Origin of the sequence: Frateuria edaphi, from assembly GCF_021117405.1 — a bacterium.
GTDB classification, from domain to species: Bacteria; Pseudomonadota; Gammaproteobacteria; order Xanthomonadales; family Rhodanobacteraceae; genus Frateuria_A; species Frateuria_A edaphi.
In genome coordinates this window covers 956218-979929 of the sequence record NZ_CP088251.1, presented here as the reverse complement: position 1 = coordinate 979929, position 23712 = coordinate 956218, and the positions used below count along the sequence as shown (strand labels likewise).

Annotated in this window: 21 protein-coding genes; 8 read left to right on the top strand and 13 right to left on the bottom strand. The window is 64.1% G+C overall.

The window, feature by feature from the left end; genetic code table 11:
- The first annotated feature begins 329 nt into the window (after positions 1-329).
- The 4 genes from LQ772_RS04515 to LQ772_RS04500 all read left to right on the top strand — a co-directional run bounded on the left by LQ772_RS04515 (position 330) and on the right by LQ772_RS04500 (position 6178).
- On the top strand, positions 330-797 hold the full coding sequence (locus tag LQ772_RS04515) for a pilin (RefSeq protein WP_231324422.1): 468 nt from the start codon (positions 330-332) through the stop codon (positions 795-797).
- An 87-nt stretch (positions 798-884) separates the two neighbouring features.
- Entirely contained in the window at positions 885-2804 is a 1920-nt protein-coding gene (locus tag LQ772_RS04510) for a tetratricopeptide repeat protein (RefSeq protein WP_231324420.1), read from the top strand.
- 148 nt (positions 2805-2952) lie between these two features.
- Positions 2953-4857 (top strand): hypothetical protein, encoded by a 1905-nt coding sequence (locus tag LQ772_RS04505; RefSeq protein WP_231325897.1) that lies wholly within the window; start codon positions 2953-2955, stop codon positions 4855-4857.
- A 40-nt stretch (positions 4858-4897) separates the two neighbouring features.
- Complete coding sequence (locus LQ772_RS04500) at positions 4898-6178, top strand: lipopolysaccharide biosynthesis protein (RefSeq protein ID WP_338029237.1); 1281 nt, start codon at positions 4898-4900, stop codon at positions 6176-6178.
- On the opposite strand, the gene LQ772_RS04495 is transcribed toward LQ772_RS04500, so the two are convergent.
- The 11 genes from LQ772_RS04495 to LQ772_RS04445 all read right to left on the bottom strand — a co-directional run bounded on the left by LQ772_RS04495 (position 6175) and on the right by LQ772_RS04445 (position 17459).
- The gene (locus tag LQ772_RS04495; RefSeq protein ID WP_231324345.1) at positions 6175-7158 is read right to left on the bottom strand and encodes a hypothetical protein; all 984 of its coding nucleotides are present in this window, start codon (positions 7156-7158) and stop codon (positions 6175-6177) included. The two genes, LQ772_RS04500 and LQ772_RS04495, sit on opposite strands and share 4 nt — an antisense overlap.
- 25 nt (positions 7159-7183) lie before the next feature.
- On the bottom strand, positions 7184-8242 hold the full coding sequence (pseI, locus tag LQ772_RS04490) for a pseudaminic acid synthase (protein WP_231324343.1): 1059 nt from the start codon (positions 8240-8242) through the stop codon (positions 7184-7186).
- Positions 8239-9852, bottom strand: coding sequence for a UDP-2,4-diacetamido-2,4,6-trideoxy-beta-L-altropyranose hydrolase (gene pseG, locus LQ772_RS04485; protein ID WP_231324342.1), 1614 nt, complete (start codon positions 9850-9852; stop codon positions 8239-8241). The genes pseI and pseG overlap by 4 nt, the downstream gene beginning before the upstream one ends.
- A 45-nt stretch (positions 9853-9897) precedes the next feature.
- Complete coding sequence (locus LQ772_RS04480) at positions 9898-10521, bottom strand: pseudaminic acid biosynthesis-associated methylase (protein ID WP_231324340.1); 624 nt, start codon at positions 10519-10521, stop codon at positions 9898-9900.
- Between the two features lie 23 nt (positions 10522-10544).
- Positions 10545-11252 (bottom strand): pseudaminic acid cytidylyltransferase, encoded by a 708-nt coding sequence (gene pseF, locus LQ772_RS04475; protein ID WP_231324339.1) that lies wholly within the window; start codon positions 11250-11252, stop codon positions 10545-10547.
- A complete protein-coding gene (gene pseC / locus LQ772_RS04470) occupies positions 11249-12409 on the bottom strand; it encodes a UDP-4-amino-4,6-dideoxy-N-acetyl-beta-L-altrosamine transaminase (RefSeq protein WP_231324337.1) in 1161 nt (386 codons plus the stop codon). The genes pseF and pseC overlap by 4 nt, the downstream gene beginning before the upstream one ends.
- Positions 12410-12412: 3 nt before the next feature.
- Positions 12413-13414 carry a UDP-N-acetylglucosamine 4,6-dehydratase (inverting) gene (pseB, locus tag LQ772_RS04465; protein ID WP_231324335.1) on the bottom strand — a complete coding sequence of 334 codons (1002 nt, stop codon included), beginning with the start codon at positions 13412-13414 and terminating at the stop codon, positions 12413-12415.
- 107 nt (positions 13415-13521) lie between these two features.
- Positions 13522-14484 (bottom strand): glycosyltransferase family 2 protein, encoded by a 963-nt coding sequence (locus tag LQ772_RS04460; RefSeq protein ID WP_231324333.1) that lies wholly within the window; start codon positions 14482-14484, stop codon positions 13522-13524.
- 56 nt (positions 14485-14540) lie between these two features.
- On the bottom strand, positions 14541-15464 hold the full coding sequence (locus LQ772_RS04455) for an NAD-dependent epimerase/dehydratase family protein (protein WP_231324331.1): 924 nt from the start codon (positions 15462-15464) through the stop codon (positions 14541-14543).
- Positions 15461-16564: a glycosyltransferase family 4 protein gene (locus LQ772_RS04450; RefSeq protein WP_231324329.1), complete on the bottom strand. Its 1104-nt coding sequence runs from the start codon at positions 16562-16564 to the stop codon at positions 15461-15463. Before LQ772_RS04450 ends, LQ772_RS04455 begins: the two co-directional genes overlap by 4 nt.
- A gap of 34 nt (positions 16565-16598) precedes the next feature.
- Complete coding sequence (locus tag LQ772_RS04445; protein WP_231324327.1) at positions 16599-17459, bottom strand: glycosyltransferase family 2 protein; 861 nt, start codon at positions 17457-17459, stop codon at positions 16599-16601.
- 267 nt (positions 17460-17726) lie between these two features.
- Between LQ772_RS04445 and pilB the strand changes: the two genes are divergently transcribed.
- The 4 genes from pilB (at position 17727) to coaE (ending at position 22482) form a co-directional block, all read left to right on the top strand.
- Positions 17727-19451, top strand: a complete 1725-nt coding sequence (gene pilB, locus LQ772_RS04440; protein ID WP_231324325.1) for a type IV-A pilus assembly ATPase PilB — start codon at positions 17727-17729, stop codon at positions 19449-19451.
- A 136-nt stretch (positions 19452-19587) separates the two neighbouring features.
- The gene (locus tag LQ772_RS04435) at positions 19588-20853 is read left to right on the top strand and encodes a type II secretion system F family protein (RefSeq protein ID WP_275045772.1); all 1266 of its coding nucleotides are present in this window, start codon (positions 19588-19590) and stop codon (positions 20851-20853) included.
- A 133-nt stretch (positions 20854-20986) separates the two neighbouring features.
- On the top strand, positions 20987-21844 hold the full coding sequence (locus LQ772_RS04430) for a prepilin peptidase (protein ID WP_231324323.1): 858 nt from the start codon (positions 20987-20989) through the stop codon (positions 21842-21844).
- Positions 21841-22482, top strand: coding sequence for a dephospho-CoA kinase (coaE, locus tag LQ772_RS04425; protein WP_231324321.1), 642 nt, complete (start codon positions 21841-21843; stop codon positions 22480-22482). Before LQ772_RS04430 ends, coaE begins: the two co-directional genes overlap by 4 nt.
- A 69-nt stretch (positions 22483-22551) precedes the next feature.
- Here coaE and LQ772_RS04420 read toward each other — a convergent pair whose 3' ends face one another.
- Positions 22552-22953, bottom strand: coding sequence for a (deoxy)nucleoside triphosphate pyrophosphohydrolase (locus LQ772_RS04420; RefSeq protein ID WP_231324320.1), 402 nt, complete (start codon positions 22951-22953; stop codon positions 22552-22554).
- 20 nt (positions 22954-22973) lie between these two features.
- Positions 22974-23462: a dihydrofolate reductase gene (locus tag LQ772_RS04415; protein WP_231324318.1), complete on the bottom strand. Its 489-nt coding sequence runs from the start codon at positions 23460-23462 to the stop codon at positions 22974-22976.
- Positions 23463-23712: the final 250 nt, after the last annotated feature.

Here is a 23712-nt window from a genome sequence, read left to right as displayed (position 1 = left end):
GGGACGTCCAAAGCAGAGCACTGACAAACTTCGGCAGTAGATGCCGCTTTTAGACACCCCTCTCCGATGTTGCACGGATCACGCTTCCGCAAGCGGGCGCAACCATGACCTCACAGCTTGTAGACATTCGTGACCGCGTGCACAATCGCCCGGCCTACAGCTATGCGGCAATAAAGGGGCAGTGCGCGTGGCACGCAATCTGCTTCGTTCACCGCGAGCTTCCTGGTCGTTCCTGACCGCGTACGTGGGGTCCGATTCCGCCTAGGGGGATCCGGGACCGGGGCTCAGGGGGCATCAAACGGTTAGCTAACCAGTTAAGAGGAACCACCATGAAAAAGAATCTGCAGAAAGGCTTCACCCTGATCGAACTGATGATCGTCGTCGCGATCATCGCCATCCTGGCCGCCATCGCGATCCCGGCCTACCAGAACTACGTCGCCAAGTCGCAGTTCTCGGAGTCGCAGACCGTTGCTGACGGCATCAAGACGGCTGTGGCCGAGTACTGGACCCAGAAGGGGACCTGCCCGACGATCGACGGCAACAGCGCCGGGTTCCCCAAGAGCACGGCGAGCTATGCCGGCAAGTATGTGAAGGAAGCCGACGTCGCCACTGGCACCGCCACCAAGTCGGCTACCTGCGATATCACGGTGACGTTCAAGGACGCTGGCTCCGTTTCTAAGGGTATCGCCAAAGGCGTTGCGACGTTCAAGGGCTCTGAGGACGGTGGCAACTTCTCTTGGGCTTGCAGCGCCAACATCGACGACAAGTACCTCCCGGCTGCCTGCCAGTCGAAGTAAGCGCTAGCTCCCAGCGCAGAAAAGCCCCTCCCACGAGGGGCTTTTTTTTTGCGTTCCAGCTTAATCGCAACCCCGATCGGATAGCCAATGCAAGCATCGACCAGAACATACCTCCTGCTGCTGCTCGTTCTGGCAGCGTGCGCCACGATGTACTGGGCCGGGCTGCACGGGCCGTTCCTCTTCGACGACTTCCCCAACCTCGCCGCGCTCGACAGCATCGATCACGTCCACAGCTGGCGCGACCTAGGCATCTACCTGTCGCAACCCCGATCGTTTCCGGGTCGCCCCTTGGCCATGCTCAGCTTCCTCATACAGAAGCCGTCCTGGCCCGACGACCCCTTCGCCTTCAAGCTGGTCAACCTGTGCATCCACCTGGCCAACGGCGTCCTGGTGTTTTGCCTGACCCGACGGCTTGCAGACCTCTTCCTAGTGGACAGCGGCAGGGCTCCGCGCCCGTCGGCCATCGGGCCGGCAGCGCTGGCGGCCGCGGCGTGGCTGATCTGTCCGATCCAGCTGTCTGCCGTCCTGCTCGTGGTCCAGCGCATGACGTTGCTGATGGCGCTGTTCGTACTAGCCGGCCTGCTCGCCTACCTGAAGGCCGTCCGGGAGGAACATGCGAGCAACCTGCGCCGGGCGTTGTGGATGACGATCGGGCTGGGACTCTGCAGCGCCCTGGCCTTTCTCAGCAAGGAAAACGGCATCCTGCTACCGCTCTATGCCCTTTGCCTGGACGCCACCGTGTTGCGGCAAAGGATCCAGCAGCTTCCGCGAGGATTGGCATGGTTGCGGCGAGGCCTCATCTATCCGGCCGTCGTGTTCGTGTTCGCTTACTTGCTCGTGGGCATTCCCGATTTCGCACACGCCGGCTCCTTCCGGGACTTTACCCTCTACCAGCGGGTGCTCACCGAGCCCCGCGTCCTCCTCGATTATCTGGCCAAGGCCTTCGTTCCACGCTTCGGCCTGTACGGCCTGTACAACGACGACTTCCCCAAGTCGACGAGCCTCTTCCATCCGCTGTCCACCGCTTTTGCCGTGGCCGCCCTCCTGCTGGCACTGGGCGTCGCGCTACATTGGCGCAAGCGCCACCCGTTGCTCGCGCTGGCGGTGCTCTGGTTCCTCGGCGGACAGATTCTGGAAAGCAGCGTGGTGATGCTGGAGCTCTACTTCGAGCACCGGAACTACGTGCCCGTGATGGGCCCCTTCATCGCTCTGGCGATCGGCCTGAGCCTGCTCCAGCCCAGCGGATGGCGGACGCTCGCCTACACGGCCACCGCCCTATGGCTCGGTGCCAGCACGATCGCCACGTCGTTGAGCTCCCAGGTGTGGGCCAGCGAACAACGGCTCGCGTTCGCATGGGGCAATGGCCACCCGGGCTCGGTCCGCGCGCAAACCATGTTGGCCAAGGCGCTCTACGACAGTGGCCAAGTCGGTGCGGCCGTGCGCGTCATCGACCGTGCACTCGACAAGCGCCCCGGTGATGCCGGGCTCGCAGAGAACCGACTGTACCTGCGTTGCGCTGCGGGGAAGGTCACGACCGATGACCTCGAGCGGCTGCGTGGCACATTGCGGGCGGCGGCCTGGAACCGGAGTGCTTTCGAGAACATGGATACCTTGCGCCTGCTGGGCCAAGGCCGACGCTGCCCACCACTGGATACGGCTTGGTGGAAAGTCCTGGCCGAGACGTTGCTGGCCAATCCCGCCTACAAGGGAGGGACTGCCCAAGGGATGATCCACTACCAGATCAGTCAACTCGGCGTTCACCAGGGGGACCTCAACCTCGCCGTGGAGGAGCTGGATCGCACCTATGCCGCGGACCCGGATTCGGAGGTGCCCAGGCTCCAGGCGAAGTACCTGGCCAGCGCGGGCTTGTACGACCAGGCGATCGACAAGCTTGAGCACACCGACTACCGCCGCCTGCCGCGGTTGCGACGGCTGCTTGTCGATGATCGTGCGATCAACCGGGAGATGATTGCCGCGCTCCGCGAAAAGCAGGCATCCGCCCGGTAGCCCGCCGCCCGGGACATGCCCGGGTGGGAGGCGCACTAGACTGGCGAGGTCCCGTCCCGAGGAACATCAAACGATGAAGCTGGTTTTTTCCCGCCGGTCGACGCTGGTTTTCCTGGCCGGTCATCCCAGGTGGTTGCTGTTGTTCGCCATGGCGCTGACCGTCGTCGTCTATGCCGAGGGACTCCGTGGCGGCTGGCTATTCGACGACTACCCGAACATCGTGGACAACCCTGGCGTCCAACCACATGACGCCAGTCTGGCTTCCCTGGTGCGCGCCGCGCTGTCTTCACCGTCGAGCGAGTTCAAGCGACCGCTGGCGTCGCTCAGTTTCGCCGCGAACTATCTCGTCGGCGGACTCGATCCCTACTGGATGAAGCTCACCAATCTGGTGATCCATCTCCTCAACGGGCTGGCTGCGTTCGCACTCGTCAACGCCTTGCTGCTTCGCTTCCATGGTAAGCGGCCGGCAGGTTGGCTGGCCGCGCTGATCGCCGGTGCGTGGCTGTTGCTGCCGATCAACCTTACCGGCGTGCTCTACGTGGTACAGCGCATGGAGAGCATGGCGAATCTTTTCGTCCTGCTAGGCCTGGTCGGCTACGTTCACGCGCGCAGCAGGCTGCGGGAGACACCCGGCGATGCGGGCGGCTGGCACTTCTACATCGTCGCCGCCGCCAGTCTGGTCGTGGGCACGGTGCTGGGGCTGCTGGCAAAGGAGACCGCCGTGATGCTGCCGCTTTATGCGGCCCTTGCCGAATGGCTGGTATTCGGTTTCCGCGACAGGAGCGGGCGTCTGGACCGGACCATCGCCAGCATGTTCCTGGTGGTCCTCGTCCTGCCTCTTGCCGCGGGGCTTGCCTGGCTGCTGCCGGGCGTGTTCGATGCCGCAAACTGGTCGACCCGGGATTTCACGCTGGCCACGCGCCTGTGGAGCGAGGCGCGCATCGTCGCCGACTACATCGGATGGACGCTTCTGCCCACGCCCGAGGCGCTGTCCTTCTACCACGACGACTTCGCACCGTCCTCCGGCTTGCTTCAGCCGTGGACGACGTTAACCGCGCTGCTTTCGTTGGCGTCGCTACTTGGGGCCGCCCTGTGGACGCGGCGCAGGCGTCCGTTGGTCGCTCTGGGCATCCTGTGGTTCCTGGGCTGCCATCTCCTTACCGGGACCGTCCTGCCACTCGAACTCATCTACGAGCATCGCAATTACTTTGCCAGCCTGGGGCTGCTCCTGGCGATCGTTCCCCTGCTTGCCGCGCCCCGCCGGCGGAACGACATACCAGCCGCCGACGAAGCCAGCCGGTACGCCCTCCCGCTTGCCCTGCCCCGTTATGTGGCGCTCGGCGGACTGATCATTTTCTGGACAGCGCAAACCGCGCTGACGGCCCATGCCTGGGGCGATCCGCTTCGTTTGGCCACCGAACTGGCCGGCCGCGCGCCGGCTTCGCCACGCGCCCAGTACGAGCTGGGACGTACGTACATCATCTACTCTCACTACGACCCGGGCTCACCTTTCACGCAGCTCGCGTATGCGCCATTGGAGCGCGCGATGCGTCTCCCCAAGAGTCCGATACTCCCGGAGCAGGCGCTCATCTTCATGAATGCGCGCATGGGCCTTCCTAGCAAGGAGATCTGGTGGGACAGCCTCATCGCCAAGTTGAAAGCGCGTCAGCCAGGGGTGCAGGATGAGAGTTCGCTGGGCGCGCTGACCCAGTGTGCACGCGAGCGCTATTGCAACCTGCCTACGCAGCGCATGGTCGAAGCATTTCATTCTGCCATGGCACACCCGGGGCCCCATGCCCGTTTGCTGGCCATCTACGGCGACTACGCCTGGAACGTGCTGAGTGACAAACCGCTCGGCCTTCGCATGACCGAACAAGCGGCAAAAGCTGCGCCCGACGAACCTGCCTACCTGATAACAGTGACGCGCATGCTGATTGCGATGGACCGCTATTCCGACGCGGGCCAGGCAATCAAGCAATTACAATCGCTGAATGTCGGAGGGCGCCTCGACCGCAGCCTGGCCGAGCTGCGTTCCCTGTTGCACAGCGGGTGACGCCAGATGGTCGACCTCCACACCTTCGTGATATAGCCGCATGCGGACTTTCGCATCCCTGCTCGAGCGCATCCCTACCGGTCGGCTCGCACGCAACACGGTCCTGACAACCGGTTGGATGGCGGCACGGGTCGCTGCGCAAGCCTGCTGGGTAGTCATGATCGCGCGCGCCATCGGCCCAAAGGGGTATGGCGAGTTTGCGGGCCTCGCGGGGCTCGCCACTACGCTGGGCGCCCTCACCGGCCTCGGCTTTGGCGTGCTGATGCTGCAAGACACTTCGCGTGACCACACGGTATTTGGTGCATGTTGGAAACGTGCGTTGGTCCTGGCGTGCGTCAGCGGTGCATTCCTGATGGCCATCTACCTGACCATCGGTCCCCTGGTCCTCGATGCCGGGATCGGCATGCTCGCGTACGCGGCCATAGGCCTGCCGGAACTCGTTTGCTTTCCGTTGACCATAATCGCCAGTTACGCTTTCCAAGCCCACGAGCGCATGGGCTGGGCGGGCGCCCTTTACACTTTCATTCCGGCCGGGAACATTCTGGCCGTTGGGGCATTCCAGGCTTTTGCCCCTCAGCGGGTACTGGCTTCATACCTGCCCTTCCATGCGGTCGGTTCGATGCTGGCCGCGGCGTGCGCGACCACGCTGGTCTACCGGCTACTGTCGCCGAAGGCAACGGCGTTCTCCCTCGGCAAACGAGACGTGCGGGAAGGGATGGGCTTCTCGCTGATGCGCCTGGTCGAAACCGGAATGACATCGCTGGACAAGACCCTGGTCTTGAAGCTCGGCAATAGCGAGATTGCCGGCATCTACAGCTCGGCCTATCGGCTGGTTTCCGTACTCGCGGTCCCCGCGACGTCCTTGGGCATGGCGGTTCTGCCTCGGCTGTTTCGCGCTTACTCGGACGATCGCGGGCAACACGGCGGATTGGTCCGTCGGATGCTCGTCGCGACCTGTGTGTACGGACTGGCCGCGGCACTGGCCGCCTGGGTGCTGGGTGACATACTGCCGCTGTTGCTTGGCGTGCAATTTTCGGGTGCCGCACTTGCGACACGTTGGCTCGCGCCACTGCCGCTCATCTATGGCCTCTACACGCTTGGCTGCAACGTACTGGTAACTAGCCATCGACGCTACCTGAGGGTGCTGGCGCAACTGGCAGGCATGGTGTTGCTGGTAGCCACGGCTAGCTTCTTCGTACCGCGATTTGGGCTCGACGGTGCGGTTGCAACGATCCTGGTCACGCAGGCCGCCAGCGCGCTGCTCATATGGTCGCTGGTACGATCGGGAGCGCCACGGGTTGATGCCCGCGCGACGCCCTAAGGCAGTTCGACCGCCTTCACGCCAAATGCCGACAACAGTTCCGCGAGCGTGCTCGGTCGACCATCGACCCGTATCGGTACCAGGTGCGCAGCCGTCGCATGGCAAATCACGCCGTCGCAACTGACCGCGATGTTTGCCAACGCAGATGTAAAAAAGCTTACTACGTTGGACACGCCCAGGCGCGGTACTACGGTTTCGGCGGGCTCGGCTGCGAGATCGGCATCGACCACACGCCAGGCCGGATGCAACGACCTCTCCAGCTTCTGCGCATAGTGCGGCTTGTAGTAAACGCTGCCACCCAGGGCGTTGACGTACGCCACCGTCTTCCTCCGCAGATCGGCCGCCAGTTCCGCACCCACGACCTCTTCGATCGGCTGGTCCAGAAACAGAGTGCCATCCGCCTTCCCGGAGGACGGGCGGGCCTGCTGAAACCCGATGCGCGTCAGCACCGGGAATCGATCTGCCATCACGATCCGGTCGGGATGGCTGAAGAACCCTCCGGAAATCGTCTGGCTCTCGATGCCGCTGAGGTGGCCGGTGTAAGTCCGGTACCGCAGGCCCGCGAACATCGCCTTCGCCTTTCGTTCGAACCGCGTGCGCCAGGAGCCCAACGGACTCATCGCGTCGTAATAATTCAGCAAGCCATCCTGATAGACGTACCGGTCGCCCGCTCGCGGGTGGAAGAACGCGTGGTTGGAGAGCGGGTTGTACGGATGCGGCACGTAGACGTCGACCTTGCCGTGCTTTTTGGCCAATCGGTCGATGTCGCGCCCGGCAAGGAAATATTTCGCGAGGCGTTGGCGGGACGGCTCATCGCATCGCCCAAGGAAACGCACCGTCCCTTCGCGAAACCAGGTGCGGGTGCCACGCAAGTCCGGATGGAAGACATACGTATCACCCTCGATGCGCGGTAGGACCTCCCTCATCGGTAGCAGATGGAACGGGGTAAATCCGACGAGTACGGATGCCTTGCCTGTCATGCCAGAGATCCGACAGCCTGCCCGCTCATGGAGCGAGGTCTTCCCAGGAAACGGGCGTGTTGGCACACACTGACCTGGCGAGTTTCCTGCCAATGACCCGGTCCAGATGCTTCGGCGGCAATCCGTGGCCAGGGCGGACGCTGCGAATGGCGTCGCTCCCGATCACGTCACCCGCCTTCAAGGCCTTGACGAAATACAGCGAGCGACGGAACTGCACGTTTCCGCTCTCACTCGACTTGCGGCCATAGTCGATCTCGCCCAGCGCTTGCCACGCCGTGCGAACTCCCCTGCACAGTGCTTCGAACTGGGCAGGCTCTAAGGAAAAACTGTCGTCCGGCCCGCCGCCCTCCCTATCGAGAGTGAAGTGCTTTTCCACGAGCGCGGCGCCGAGCGCGACACTGGCAATCGCGGTAGCGTTGTCGAGCGTATGATCGGACAGGCCAGTCACCAGGCCGAAACGATCGATCATGTCCGGGATCGTGCGGAGCTTGTAATCGGCGGCCGGAGCGGGGTAGCCGCTCACGCAATGCAACACCGCAAGCTGCCGGCAGCCACTGTCACGCGCCGCATCGATGGCCTCCTGGATTTCATCGGCATCGGCCATGCCTGTGGACAGAATCATCGGCTTGCCGGTCCCCGCCACATATCGGATCAGCGGTAGGTCCACCGCTTCAAAGGAAGCGATCTTGTAGGCCGGCGCGTTCAGGTCTTCCAGCAGATCCACCGCGCTGCGGTCGAAGGGTGAACTGAACATGGTTATGCCCAACTCGCGCGCATGGTCGAACAACGGCTTGTGCCACTCCCAAGGCGTGTGCGCCTCTTCGTATAACTCGTAGAGCGTGCGTCCGTCCCATAAACCGCCATGGATGCGGAACGGCTCGGCATCGCTGTCGAGCGTGATCGTGTCGGGGCGATAGGTCTGCAGCTTGACCGCATCCGCCCCAGCCGTTTTTGCCGCATCGACCAGCCGCAGAGCCTTGTCCAGGCTGCCTCCGTGGTTGGCCGAGAGCTCCGCAATGACATACGGCGACTCATCCGGGGCGATCCGGCGCCCATCGATCATGATTGCCGGTTGCTGTTTCATGTGTTCCCCCGATGCGCCAACCGCCATTCACTCGCCAACTGCCCGAAACACAGCACCGTCCGGTAGCGTTCGCCGTCGAAATACTGATCCCGCAGGCGCCCCTCCTCGACGAAGCCCAGGGCGCGGTGCATGGCGATCGAGCGGTCGTTCGACTCCAGCGCCTGCCCGCAGACCTTGTGCAGCCCGAGCACGTCAAAGGCATGTCCTAGCGCCACGAACCCAAGGCGGCGACCGCTTCCTTTGGGTGCATCGGGCACCGCGTAGAAGCCCCAATCGGCGACGCCACCAGCGCCTGCCTCCTTGAACTGGACGAATCCCAGCGGATGCCCTTCCGCTTCCACGATGAACAGGTGCCGCGCTGGATCCGCGAGACTTCGTTTCAGCCAAGCCTCGTGCTCGGACGCGCTTATCTCGTGACGGGTAAACATCTGACGGCGCGTATCCGGATGGTTGCGCCAGCGAAGAAGCTGCTCCATGTCTTCCGGGTTCACTGACCTCATGCGGCCGTCCGACGGCGTCATGCGCGGTGGGTCGCACAGGTTCGCGAGGACACGCGCAACGCCATTGCCATCACACAGACCTGCCGCTAGTCGGGACATATTCGCCAGGACCCCGCCGTGAACCGCGGTCGCCACCGCATCGGGCAAGTGGGCCGGAATGTCTTCCGCGGTTCCTATCGACTGCGCCCCGCCAGCGGCCGTCAATGCCTCAGCAATGACCCGTTGGTTTTCCGCCAGCACGACCAGAATCGACGGCACGCCGAGGCAGCATCTTTCCCACGCCGCCGTGCCGGCCGCGCCGATGGCAAGGTCGCACTCGCTCAACAGCATCGCCATGTCCTGGACGTCGAAGCGCAACTCACAGGGCCAGGCGCATGAGGCGACCCTTTCCCGCAACGCTTCACGCCACGGCGCCTGGCGACCCAGCGCGATGGTAATGCGGCAATCGGCCGGCAGGTGGGCGGCAGGCAGCGCGTCGAGGACGGCCGCCGTGGCGTTCCCGGCGTCGACACCGCCCATGGCGATCAGCAGGTGTTCGAGCATCGGCGAGTGCCGTCGGGCGAGGCTCTGTGGCCGCAACCGCCCGAACTCCGGACGCAACAACGCGTACTTGGGACCAACTAGCACCCGGCACGCGATCGGGACCCATTGGACATAGTCACTCTCGAGCCGGCCCAGGCCCTGATCGAGCAGCAGATCGGCGTCATGGGGCCGATCGGCCAGATCGTCGATCGCCATGATGCGGCCCACGCATGGCCTCAGGGTCCGTTCCCATGCGGCATCGAGCGCGTAGTGATCAACGATCAGCCAGTCCGGTTGCAGCTTCGCTACGATCGCCTTGGATTGCGCCGCATCCTCCCGCCACGGGCAGCCCAGCCATGCCGCGTGCGGTGGCGACGCCGCATCCGCGCCTTCCGACGCCGGCGGCGGAAGTGGATGAAGGGCAAAGCCTTGCGAAGTCACCAGATCGTTGCGGTGGCCCGGGTGCTCGCGGCAGAGGAAGGCGCAGGTCGCCCCACGTTCGCGTAGCGCAGCCGCCAGCGCCAGGCACCGCATGAGGTGTCCACTGCCGATGGACAGGGACGCGTCTGTACGAAAAACGACTTTCATGCTCGGTCGTCGCTCGAGTCCCTTGGCCGCTGCGGCGTTCCCGGTTCAGCCATGCTTCTCCATCAGGAACCAAGTGATGTCGTCTTGTGGATGCTTGGGGTCGCCACGGTATGCGAAACCGTAGTCGACCAGTCGGAGGTCGCGATGTCGAGCCAGGATCTCGCCGCAGAAGTCGCGCTTGAACAGGCGGTCGCTGTGCCCGCGGTAGGTAATCGCCTGCGGTGTGGGGCTGTAGTACTCGCAAACGAGCAGGTAGCGGCCGGTGCCCGCGTGTAGTGCATCGTAAACCTTACCGAGCCAGTCCGGGTTGATGTGGATCAGCACGCCCTTTATCAGCACCAGGTCCCAGGTGCGCGCCGGAGCGAACTCCAGGACTGACGCGTGGTGTACGTGGTCAGGCGCAAGGAACCTGCGCAGTTCCGCCACCGCTGCGGCGTTGATCTCGACTGCGTGTTGCTCAAGCCCGGGGTAAAGCAGCCGCAGGGCCTGCAGGTTCATCCCGACGTTGGCGCCGAATTCGATGCAACTGTCGAGACTCTGCGCGGCCGCGAGCGCTTTAGCGAGGAATGCCAGGTTGGACGCGAGCAGCTTCGCGCTGGAGTTGCGGCCAATGTAGTCGTCGCCGAACTCGCCTGCCCAGAACGCTTCCTGCTCGGTCTTGTAGGGCATAGCTGTCTGTCCTGTGTCGATGTTCAAGTATGGTTCCCGTGCGCGGCGCTCTGCATGCTCTCGAACAGCCATTCAGCCCGCGCCCAATCTTCGGGCGTATCGATATCCTGCACCCGGTGCCGGGGCAAGTGCACGGGGACCGCGTTGTGCGAGAAGATCGGCTTGCCCGTGCACCAGGCCGAAGCACGCCCCCAATAGAATTGCCCCGCATCGTGGAACGCGGGTTCCAGATCCTGCGAGCGCACTCCGTAGAACGCGGGATCGAACATCTCGACCCTACCCTCCCCCGTGATACGGATCGCCCGCTGGATGGGGAACGCGTAGCTGGTGACAGCGAAGGCGTAGTCGCCACCGCTGCTTTCCAACGCCTCCATGCCACGCACGATGTCCTCCGGCGCGAGTAATGGTGCGGTGGCATAGATGCAGCAAACCGGGTCCGGAGCTAGGCCCTGCCGGACGAACCAATCGATGGCATGGGCAACGACCGGCTGGGTGGCGACGTGATCACCCGCGAGTTCTGCCGGCCGCGGGAAAGGCACCAATGCACCGCACGTTTCCGCGACGCGGGCGATCTCCTCGTCGTCCGTCGAAACGACGATCGTGTCGAAGCACTGGCTGCGCCTGGCGGCGTCGATGGACCAGGCAATCACCGGCCTGCCGTGGAACATCTTGATGTTCTTGCGGGGGATACGCTTGCTTCCCCCGCGAGCCGGGATCACCGCAAGCCTCATGACGCGAGGGCCTCGCCCAGCGCGGCCACCACTTCGTCCTGTCCGGCGTCGGTCAGGGCGGGGAACATGGGGAGGCTCATCGCTTCCGTGTAGTAACGCTCCGCCTCCGGATAATCGCCCGCGGCGAAGCCGAGGCCACGGTAGAACGGCTGGGTATGCACGGGGATGTAGTGGAGGTTCACGCCGATACCGCGCGCGCGCATTGCCTCGAACACTTCGCGGTGGCGGCGAGTCGACCCTCCAAGGTGCAAGCGGACGACGTATAGGTGCAGCCCCGAGTAACCGTCCGGCTGCCGCCAGGGCATGGTCAGCGGCAAGCCGGCAAGCAACCTGTCGTATCGGTCCGCGATGGCGTGGCGCCTCGCCACGTAGTCGTCGATGCGATGCATCTGGCTGAGCCCCAGCGCTGCCTGCAACTCCGTCATGCGGTAGTTGTAACCAAGTTGGACCTGCTGGTAGTACCACGGTCCATCGGGTTCGTGAGTCATCTGCCCCGGATCGCGTGTGATGCCATGGCTGCGCAACAGGGACATGCTGGCGGCAAGCCCGGCGTCTTGGGTCATCGCCATGCCGCCTTCGGCCGTGGTAATGATCTTGACGGGGTGGAAACTGAAGACCGTGATGTCGCTATACCGGCAGTTGCCGATCGGCTCCCCGCGGTAACGCCCGCCTACCGCGTGGGAGGCATCCTCGATGATTTGGAAGCCATACTTCTCTCCAAGCGATCGGATCGGCTCCATCTCACACGGCTGTCCCGACAGGTGCACAGGGACGACGACCTTTGGCAGGCGCCCCGTGCGGCGGGCCTCCTCCAGCTTTTGTTCCAGGGCCTGGACCGAAAGGTTGCCCGTCCTCGCGTCGATGTCCACGAAATCCACCTGCGCACCGCAATAGAGCGCACAGTTAGCGGATGCCACGAAGGTCACGGGACTGGTCCACAACCAGTCCCCAGGCCCCAGGCCCAGCGCCTTGCACGCGATGTGCAGGGCAGAAGTCGCGCTGTTCACCGCGATCCCATGCCGCACGCCGCAGTAGGCGGCCAGTGCCTGTTCGAAGCGGGGCACCATCGGTCCCTGCGTCAGATAGTCGGAGCGCAGGACTTCGACCACGGCGTCGATGTCGGCCTGGCTGATGTCCTGCCGCCCATAAGGAATCATCGGTCAATCCTCGGCGTGCTTGTTGAACTGCGCAATGTCCGCCACAGTGAGGAATCGCGGGTTCGTGCCCGAGTTGTACTCGAACCCCTGCGGCACTGGTCGTCCCTGCTCGCCCGATCGATTGATGCCGAAATCGTTGCCGCGGCTGACGAACGTGATCGTCGGCCGGATCACATAGTGGTCTTCAAACTCGAGCGTCAGGTGGGAGTCGTCCGCAGGGCACATGATTTCGTGGAGCTTTTCCCCGGGACGGATGCCGACGATCCTGTGCTGTAATCCGGGGGCCATGGCCTCGGCGAGATCGACGATCCGAACGGACGGAATTTTCGGCACGAAGATCTCGCCTCCGTACATTCTCGCGAAGTTCTTTAATACAAAATCCACACCTTGCTGGAGAGATATCCAGAAACGGGTCATGCGTGCGTCAGTAATGGGAAGGTCTTGCGCACCCTGCGCGATCATGTTTCTGAAGAATGGAACCACCGACCCCCGCGAACCCACGACGTTGCCGTAGCGCACCACCGAAAAAACTGTGTCTTGGCCGCCGGACATGTTGTTCGCCGCGACGAATAGCTTGTCCGAGGCCAGCTTGGTGGCGCCGTAGAGGTTGATCGGATTGGCGGCCTTGTCGGTCGACAGGGCGATCACCTGTTTTACCTGGTTCTCGATCGCCGCATGAATGACATTCTCGGCGCCGTAGATATTGGTCTTGATGCACTCCATGGGATTGTATTCGGCGGCAGGCACCTGCTTCAGGGCCGCAGCATGAATGACGAAGTCCACGCCCCGCATCGCCTGGGCAAGGCGAGCCCGGTCGCGGACGTCGCCGATGAAGTAACGCATGCATGGGGCATTGAACGCCTGCTGCATTTCGTACTGTTTCAATTCGTCGCGCGAATACACCACCAGGCGCCGGGGCCGGTAACGCTCCAGAAGCGTCTTTACATAGCGCTTCCCGAAAGAGCCGGTCCCGCCGGTAATCAAGATGGACTTGTCGTCGAACATCGGTCATTCACCCTGTAGGGATGCGTATCGGCATGATCCCCCTGCGCACGCATCGAAGGCCGGCATGGTGCCACGAGGCCAACAAAGCTGTCGCCACCGCAGCCTGCCTACTGACGCACGGCCGGAAACCCGTGGCGCAAGAACAGAACGAGTTTGCGGGGAGCGGGGACGAAGAGCGCGAAATAGTCGCGCAAGCCGATCCGCCGCGCGCCCTGCACCTGCCGGCGTCGCGTGAGCCAGTCGTGCCAGTTCGATGCGACGCTGCGCCAGGTTTTCGCGTAGATGGAGGTCCATATCCTCCGATCGCGCCGCCATCCGGCCAAGAGTGCACCTTCCAGACTCAACGCGATCAGGTGCGCCAACAGTAGTGGCCACACCAGCCAGGTGGGCGTGCAGATAATCAGCGTCGCTGTCTTATTGCGCTCACTGAGCTGGCGGCGGAGGTACGTTGTATGCATTTTTCCGCCGTCCACACGATTGCCGCCGAAACTTTGTCCTTGCCGGTGCCGATAGCCGCTGTTGGCAGTCGTGGACACACCAGCGCCGGTCAAACGCGCGCGGCAGCACAGGTAGAGATCCTCGCCGATCGAACCCATCCAATCCGGAAAGCCTCCGAGTTCGCCCCATAGCGCACGCGGCAGGAACAGACAGGCGCCGATGACCATCGCCACTTCGCTTCGCCCGGGTGCTAGGTTGGGCACCGGGTTGTAGAACGGATCCAGACGGCACCCGCGATCGACGAGCGTGCCGCTCACCCAGTCGTACTGAGGCAACGTCAAGATGCGTCTGTCGCCCGCGCCGGCCGTTGCGAGCAAGGTGTCGAGCGCGTCCGGGTACAGCGCCGCATCATTGTTGAGCAGCAGCACATATTCCCCGCGCGCGTGCTCGACCATGCGGTTGTTTCCAATGCAGAACCCGACATTGTCGGCGCTGGCCAATATCTCGACTTGAGGATAATGCTCGCGAAGGAACGCGACTGAAGAGTCCGTCGAGGCATCGTCATGGACGATGATTTCGATGGGTCTCGCAGGCTGCTGCGACAGGACCGAATCGAGACATTCGGCTAGCATCCGTTCGCCATTGTAGTTCGCGATGCATATCGAACAGACCGGCGTCGTAGGACGATTCAGCCCGGGGTGGTATTGAACCAAGCCCATGTGCGTGCCAACCCCTCTTCGAGCGTGGTGCTGGCGGACCAGCCGAACAATTGGTGCGCCAGGTCCGCGCACATGCTTACTGCGGGCGCATCAACCGAACGCGACCGGTCATAGGTGCGCGCGATCTCGATGCCGATGACTCGCCCCATGGTTGCGAGAAGCTCGTTCAAGCTGATGCTTTCGCCACTGCACGCGTTGATGGTGCGCGGACCGGAGGGGGCACCTCGCTCGACGACCGCTACGCACAGTCTCACGAAGTCGTCGATGTACAAATAGTCGCGCCGGGCACTGCCATCGCCCCAGACGTGCAGCGATTGGCCCTGCCGGAGTTTTTCGAAGGACGCGGGAACGATGCCGAAACCGGGACGCCCGGCCTGCCCGGGGCCATACAGGTTGGAAGGCCGCATGATCGTGGCGCCGGCCCGGTACTGGCGACACCATGCGGCTATGAATGCTTCAGCGGCTAGCTTGCCTGCGCCGTGGTAGGAGCGCGGTGCGGTTGGCGCAACCTCGTCGGCGAACCGTGCCACGGACTCGTCGTAGAGCGTTCCGCCCGAGGAGAGATAGACCATATGGACGGCCGGGAAATCCTGCAGAGCCTCGAGGAGAGCGAGTGTGGGCCTCAGGTTCTCTTCCAGCTCCCGCAGTGGATGGGCGGCTGAGCTCCCAGGCGTTGAGGCGGCCGCCGCGTGCACCACTGTATGGCAGCGTGAAAGCCATGGCGCGAAGTCGCGGGGTTCATGGAAGTCGCCGACGCAGCGCTCGACCGATGCTGGTGCGGCAAGCGCGGTGCGGCTTGCTGCGAGCACGGGATAGCCGAGCGCGACGAGTGCGGGCAGGAGGCGGCTTCCTACGAAACCACCAGCACCGAGCAGCAGAACGGCGTCGTTCACGAGACCGCGTCCTTGCAGAGCACTTTGTACACGTCGACATAGCGTTGGGCGCAGTCGTCCCAGGTGCCTAGCGTGCGCATTACCCAGGCGCGCGCGGCATCCCCCATGGACCGGTTGAGAGAGACATCCTCCACCTGATCGAGCGCTTGCGCGTATTCCTGCGCGGTCCCGCATAACCGGCCCGTACTGCCATCCTGCACGATGTCCGCATGTGCCGGCATCCGCGAGGCGATGATCGGCAGGCCGGCTGCCATTGCCTCGAGCATCACCTGAGGGCGACCTTCGGCATGTTGGCTGAGGGTGATGAGGCCACTCGCGCGGGGGAACCATTCACCCGCCAGCGAGTCCCCGTCTATCGGACCGTGGTATTGCACCCAATCGGGCACCTGGATCGACTCCTGCATCGGGCCGAACACATGGAGGTGGCGCTGCCGGCCGGCGAACAAGGGGCGGGACCACTCGAACAACGGTCCCAACTTTGCTGCCGTCAGGCGCGTCACGACCAGCCAGAGTGGTACCGCGGCGGTGGGCGTTCCGCGTTTCACGGCGTACCAGCGCTCATCGATGCCGAACGGCACTGTCACCACCATCGCCCTGCCGAACGCGGCGCGCAACGGTGCCTCCATCCAGTCGGCGTTCGGGCACAACGCGACCGGTCTGTTACGCATCGCTCGTGCCAGCGCTGCTCGCACCAATGGCAACCTCAGCAATTGCATGTCGTTGCCCAGGATCGTGATGAGCGCCGGTTTGCCATCGTGCGGCAGCGGCAGTGCGCACTGCAGCCAATTGACGTGGTACAGGTCCGTACCCGGAAAGCGGCGAAACACCCTGCCGAGCCAGCGGAGGAGGCGGACGCTGGCGCCTAGGCCACTCCACGGCCGCTGGCGCAACAGGTGAGACACGCCACCTTCTTCCATCAATCGGCCCAGCCACTGCGCCTCCGCTGGCGTGGTGGCTGCCTCCACATGCTGCGGCAGCGCGCCCGGGGGAGCCCACAGCCGCAAGCGAAGGTCGTCGCGGCGAGCAAGGCTCCCCGCCATGTGGGAGATGAACACGCCTCGCCAGTCTCTCGCATCGGAAGGATACGAAGTGCTGGTCATCAGGACATTCACGGCAGCCACTTCGCGTGCCACATCAATCACGCCTGTCGCTGCGATACATCAATGCCGTGATCTGCTCCGAAACCAACCCGACGAGGAACACGATCACCGCGGCACTCCACAGCAGCGCGCTCATGTTGGTGAGCCGGTGGGTTGCGTACAAGGTATAGCCGTAGTTGATGCATCCAACGAGGAGGAACAGCAGACTGGCGGGCGCGAACAGCTTCAACGGCGAATAAAGCGTGGCGATCTTGAAAATGATCAGCAAGAACCTGAGCCCGTCGCGGAGCGGCCGGATGTGACTCTTCCCCACGCGCTGGGCGGCCTTGATCGGTACGTAGGCGACCGGGTAGGCGCTGCGGAAGAAGGCCATGGTGCTGGTGGTGGGGTAGGAAAACCCATTGGGCAGCAGGTACAGGAACTCTCGGAATTTTTCCGCACGCGCGGCGCGGAAGCCGGAGGTGAGGTCCAGGACCGCATGACCGGTCATGCGCGTGGCCAGCCAGTTGTACAGAGTGTTGGCCAAGCCGCGGCCAACGCCGGCCTGGCTGCCCCAGTCGCGCGCACCAATGGCCATGTCGTAACCTTCCTGCAACCGGACCAGCAGCCGATCGATGTCGGCCGGGTCGTGCTGGCCGTCGCCGTCCATGAAGACCAGCCATTCGCCCCGCGCCGCGCGCGCGCCGCGCTTGATTGCCGCGCCGTTACCCATCGAATACGGGGAAGACAGGCAATCCACGGCGTTGGCAGCGCAGATTTCGCGGGTGTCGTCGGTCGAACCGTCGTCCACAACGATGATCTCGGCATCCGGCTGGGCCGTGCGCAGGGCCGGCAGCAGGCGGGCCAGTGCCGCCGCTTCGTTCTTCGCGGGCAGGATGATGCTCAGGCGTGTCAAGGAACGTTCCCCCGGGTATCGGGCGATGATAACGCGCCACGCAGCGGCTCAGGTCGCCGTGGCGCTGCCCGCCCGGCCGGATCTGCCGACTGCGGCACGGCCGGCACGGTTGCCGGCGGCAGGCGCGGCACGCTGCCGACGATCACTTTCGTGACGGCTTTGGCGGCTTCCGGGGCGCGTCTTGCGGCCCGCGCGCCAGCAGATGACCGCGCGGCATTTCTAAGGTAAATTCCTTGTCAATTAGGGGGCTTAAGGCCGGAATCTACCATGTCATCCCAATTGCAACCGTCGCTCGCGGGCCTGACCGGCATGGCGCGTCGCCTGGTGTCCGAAGGCGTGCTGCCGGAGGCCGATGTCCGCAAGGCGGTCGCCGATTCGGCTGAGAAGAAAGCCTCGCTGGCGGCCTGGCTGCTGGACCACGGCTTGGTGGAAAGCGCCAAGCTCACGCAGGTTGCCTCGGCCGAATTCGGCATGCCGATGATGGATGTCAGTGCTGTGGCGCCAGCGTCCATGCCGGTGAACCTGATCAGCGAGGCGCTGATGACCAAGCACCAGGCGCTGCCGCTGTTCAAGCGCGGCAAGCGCCTGTTCGTGGGCATCGCCGATCCGATGCAGTCGCACGCGCTGGACGAGATCAAGTTCCACTCCAATTGCATGGTGGAACCGATCCTGGTCGAGCGCGGCCAGCTCTCCCGCGCCATCGACAACGCGTTGGCGACCGCCAACGCGGCCATGCCCGAGATGGGCAGCGACGAGTTCGACGACCTGTCGCTGGAGACCGCCGACGAGGAAGCGACCGACAGCACCGGCATCGATGCCACCGGCGGCGACGACGCGCCGGTGGTCAAGTTCGTCAACAAGATCCTGGTCGATGCGATCCGCCGCGGCGCCTCGGACATCCATTTCGAGCCGTTCGAAACCAACTTTCGCGTGCGCCTGCGCATGGACGGCATGCTGCGCCCGGTGGCCAACCCGCCGATGAAGATGGCCAGCCGCATTTCCTCGCGCCTCAAGGTGATGGCCGGTCTGGACATCGCCGAGCGCCGCGTACCGCAGGACGGCCGCATCAAGCTGAACCTCTCCAAGAGCCGCTCGATGGACTTCCGCGTGAGCACGCTGCCCACGTTGTTCGGCGAGAAGATCGTGCTGCGTATCCTGGACAGCTCCTCGGCCAAGCTGGGCATCGACAAGCTCGGCTACGAGGAAGCCCAGAAAAAACTCTACCTGGACGCCATCCACAAGCCCTACGGCATGGTGCTGGTGACCGGCCCTACCGGTTCGGGCAAGACGGTGTCGCTGTACACCGCGCTCAATATCCTCAACACGCCGGAGCGCAACATCTCCACCGTCGAGGACCCGGTCGAAATCCGCGTCGAGGGCATCAACCAGGTCCAGCAGAACGTGAAGCGCGGCATGACTTTCGCCGCGGCGCTGCGCTCGTTCCTGCGCCAGGATCCGGACGTGATCATGGTCGGCGAAATCCGCGACCTGGAAACCGCCGAGATCGCGATCAAGGCAGCGCAGACCGGCCATATGGTGCTCTCCACTCTGCACACCAACGACGCGCCGCAGACCATCGCGCGCCTGATGAACATGGGCATCCCGCCCTACTCCATCACATCGTCGGTGACGCTGGTGATCGCCCAGCGCCTGGCCCGTCGCCTGCACGACTGCAAGAGGCCGCAAACCCTGCCTCCGCACGTGCTGCTCGCAGCCGGTTTCAGCCAGGAAGACATCGATGCGGGCATCACCCTGTACGAGGCGGTCGGCTGCGATCATTGCAACGAGGGATACAAGGGCCGCGTGGGCATCTACAAGGTGATGCCGATGAGCGAGGACATCCAGAAGATCGTTCTGCAGGGCGGCAATGCGTTGCAGATCGGGGAGGTCGCGCGCAAAAGCGGCATCAACGACCTGCGCGCCTCGGCGCTGCTAAAGGTCAAGGCTGGCGTCACGAGCCTGGCCGAGATCGACCGCGTCACCAAGGATTGAAAAGGGGAGCGGTCGTCCCGCAAGAGCCGAAGTTGCGCGGGGCGCCACGAAATGATCCGCCAGATTTGGCATAAGCTCTACCGACGACCGGCCGCGCGAGCGGCGGTCGCGAATCGAACCACCGGGGGAATCGGGCATGGCTACGGCTAACGCAATTGCCAAGAACGCGAACCTGGGCGCCCAGCGCGCCGAGGTCAGCAGGATGACCATGTACGACTGGGTCGCGCTGGACAAGCGTGGCAAGCGCATGAAGGGCGAGATGCCGGCGAAGAACGCGTCGCTGGTCAAGGCCGAGCTGCGCCGCCAGGGCATGAACCCGCAGACGGTGCGCGAGAAGTCCAAGCCGATGTTCGGATCCACCGGAAGCACGGTGAAGCCGCGCGACGTGGCCATCTTCAGCCGGCAGATCGCCACGATGATGGCCTCGGGCGTGCCCATGGTGCAGTCGTTCGAGATCATCGCCGACGGCCAGAAGAACGTCCGGTTCAAGAACATCATCACGGACGTCAAGCAGGGCATCGAGGGTGGCGCGTCCCTGCACGAAGCGCTGGGCAAGTACCCAGTGCAGTTCGACGAGCTCTACCGCAACCTGGTCCGCGCCGGCGAATCGGCCGGCGTGCTGGACACGGTGCTGGACACCGTGGCCACCTACAAGGAGCGGATGGAAGGCATCAAAGCCAAGATCAAGAAGGCGCTGTTCTACCCCGTGATGGTATTGGCGGTGGCGTTGCTGGTCAGCATGATCATGCTGCTGTTCGTGGTGCCGGTGTTCGCGCAAACCTTCAAGGACGCCGGTGCGGAACTGCCTGCTCCCACGCAGATCGTCATCGGCGCCTCGGAATTCATGAAGGCCTATTGGTGGGTCGTGATCGCTTCGATCGTGGGCGGCGTGGTAGCAATTGTCATGGGCAAGCGGCGCTCGGTTAAGTTTGCCCACTTCCTCGATCGCCTCATGCTCAAGCTCCCAGTGATCGGCAACATCCTGCGCCAATCCGCGATCGCGCGTTTCGCTCGCACGCTGGGCGTTACCTTCCGCGCCGGCGTGCCGCTGGTGGAGGCGCTGGATGCCGTGGCCGGCGCGACCGGCAGCGTGGTGTATTCCGAGGCGGTCCACCGAATGCGCGACGACATCGCGGTCGGCCACCAGCTCCAGCTCTCGATGCGACAGACCGGCCTGTTCCCCAACATGGTGGTGCAGATGACTGCCATCGGCGAGGAATCCGGCGCTCTGGACAACATGTTGTTCAAGGTCGCCGAGTTCTATGAGGAAGAGGTCAACAATGCCGTCGACACTTTGTCGACTCTGCTCGAACCGCTGATTATGGTGATTCTGGGCGTGCTGGTCGGCGGCATGGTGGTGTCGCTGTACCTGCCGATCTTCAAGCTGGCCGGCACCGTTTAAGCAGTTTCCTGTGCGATCGTCCTTGATCGCGGCTGACCGGCGCGCGAGGGGCTTGTAGAACAATTTCGGGCCAACATCGGAAGCGGCCATCCACGGCCTCGCTCTTCAATGGCGGCCGCTCATCGGACTAAGCATGCTCGAACTTCCGCTTTGGCTCTGGCTCGTTTTTGCCGGCGTGCTCGGCCTGCTGGTGGGCAGCTTCCTCAACGTGGTGATCCTGCGCCTGCCCGCGCGGCTGGAAGCCCAGTGGCGACGCGAGGCGCAGGAAGAGCTGGCGCTGGAAGTCGCGGACCAACCGCTGCCGCCAGGTATCGTGCGCGAAGCCTCGCACTGTCCGCACTGCAAGCATCCGTTGTCGGCGGGGGACAACATTCCGCTGTTCGGCTGGTTGCTGCTGCGCGGGCGCTGCCGCTATTGCCGGGAACCGATATCCATCCAGTATCCGCTGGTGGAATGCCTTTCCGGCGTGCTGAGCATGCTGGTGGTGTGGAAGTTCGGGCCCGGCTGGTCGGCGCTGGCGGGGCTGGTGTTCACCTGGATACTGATCGCCGCCGCAGGCATCGACTTCCGCACCCAGCTGCTCCCCGACCAGCTCACCCTCCCGCTGCTGTGGCTCGGCCTGCTGCTGTCGTTGCTGCCGATGTTCGTGCTGCCGGGATCGGCCATCCTTGGCGCGGCACTGGGGTACTTGAGCCTTTGGAGCGTGTACTGGCTGTTCAAGCTGCTTACCGGCAAGGAAGGCATGGGCTACGGCGATTTCAAGCTGCTGGCTGCACTGGGCGCATGGATGGGACCGGGTGCACTGCTGCCGGTAGTGCTGCTCTCGTCGCTGGTTGGCGCGGTGGTGGGCGGCCTGTTGATCGCCCTGCGCAAGCACGGCCGCGAGATGCCGATGCCCTTCGGCCCGTTCATCGCGATGGCCGGCTGGATCTGGTTCGTTGCCGGCGAGCCGCTGCTGCAGGGCTACCTGCATCTGACCGGGTTGCGGTGAACGCGCGCCACGCTTACGTGGTGGGCCTGACCGGCGGCATCGCTGCCGGGAAGACCGCGGTCACCCGGCGCTTCGAGACGCTGGGCGTGCCGGTACACGATGCGGACGTGGCCGCGAGGGTGGTGGTCGAACCCGGCAGCGATGGCCTGACGGCGATCGTCGATGCGTTCGGTCCGGAAGTGCTCGATGCACAGGGACGCCTCGATCGCGGGGCCATGCGCCGTCGCGTGTTCGCCGACGCCACGGCAAGGCAGGCGCTGGAAGCGATCATCCATCCGCGCGTGCGCGAGTGGCTGCACCAGCACGCGCTGACCGAAACCGCGCCCTACTGCCTGCTGGCCATTCCGTTGCTGGCCGAGAACATCGCCCACTACCGCTGGCTCGACCGCATCCTCCTGGTGGACGTACCCGAACAGGTGCAACTCGAACGCCTGATCGCCCGTGATGGCATCGATCGCCCGCTTGCCGAACGGATGCTGGCGCAGCAGGCCAGCCGGGCCGAACGACTGGCGCTGGCGGACGACGTGATCGACAACAGCAGCAGCGAAGCGGCGCTCGATGCCCATGTGCAAGCGCTGCATCGGCGATATCTCGCGCTGGCGGCGCAGGCCGACGCGGCCGCGGCCCGCTCTTCGTAGGAGTCCGCTCGCTTTTAGGCGACGCTTTTCCAGCGCCCGCGCCCAAGAGCATCGGCCATGAATGGGCTCCTACAAGGGTTGCGCGGGCACCTCTGAAAGGGTTTTGAGAATCTCCCTGTCCGCGGGCGCGAGGATCGACAGCGCGATATCCGACGGCAAGCACCATTGCAGCGCCTGTCCTTCCATCGAGCGTGGCGTCCCCTGCCATGCGTCTACACGCCAGGCGTCCAATAGCAGAGCGCGTTCACCGTAGTTCCAGGACACCTGGATCAACGGCGTGACGCTGTCCGGGTCGACCTCGACGTCCAGTTCCTCGCGCAATTCGCGCACCAGGCCCGCCGCCGGAGATTCACCCGGTTCCAGCTTGCCGCCGGGGAACTCCCACATGCCGGCCAGGTGTTTGCCAGGAGGCCGTTGCGCGAGCAGTACGCAGCCAGCCGGGTCGATCAATACACCCGCCATCACGTGCATGGCATGAGCAGCCAACGGGTTCAGGATTCGCGCACGTACTCGACCATGTCGAAGCTGTACTCGTGCTCGTCATCGGCCTTGTGGTGGGTGCGTGCGACTTCGGTCCAGTCGCGCAGGTGGATACCGGGAAAAAAGGTGTCGGCGCCCTCGACGGCCGCGCTGACCCAGGTCAGGTACATGCGTCGCGCATGCGGCAGGGCCGCTGCATAGACCTGGCCACCGCCGATCACCATCAGGCCGGTGCCGCCTGCGCGTGCCTGGGCCTCCTCCAGCGACCGCACGGCGATCTGGCCCGGGAACGGCGCCTCGTGGCGTCGCGACAGCACCAGATTGTGCCGGTCCGGCAAGGCCCGGCCGATCGCCACTGCAGTGTTGTAGCCCATCAGCACGTACTTGCCGAGCGTCAGCTGCTTGAACCAGCGCAGGTCGTCCGGCAGATGCCAGGGCAGCTGCCCCTTGCGACCGATGGCGAAGTTCTCATCCAGTGCGGCGATCAACGAAATGGACATCGGTGCTCCAGGGGCGTGTGGATGGTACAGCCGGCTCATGCGACCACTGGGCCGCCTGCCATGCTCGGGTCCATTGTAGCCACTCGAAAGCGACAGGTACCGCCCGAGGCGAGGTAAACCCCCGCCCACTGACCCTCCCTTGAGGGGGGAGGACCTCAGGGTGCGGATTTCGGTGGCCTCCCCTTCAAGCGGGGGTCCAGAAGATGGTTCATGGCTCCTCCCCTCCAAACGGGTGGGAACCGGTGTCGGT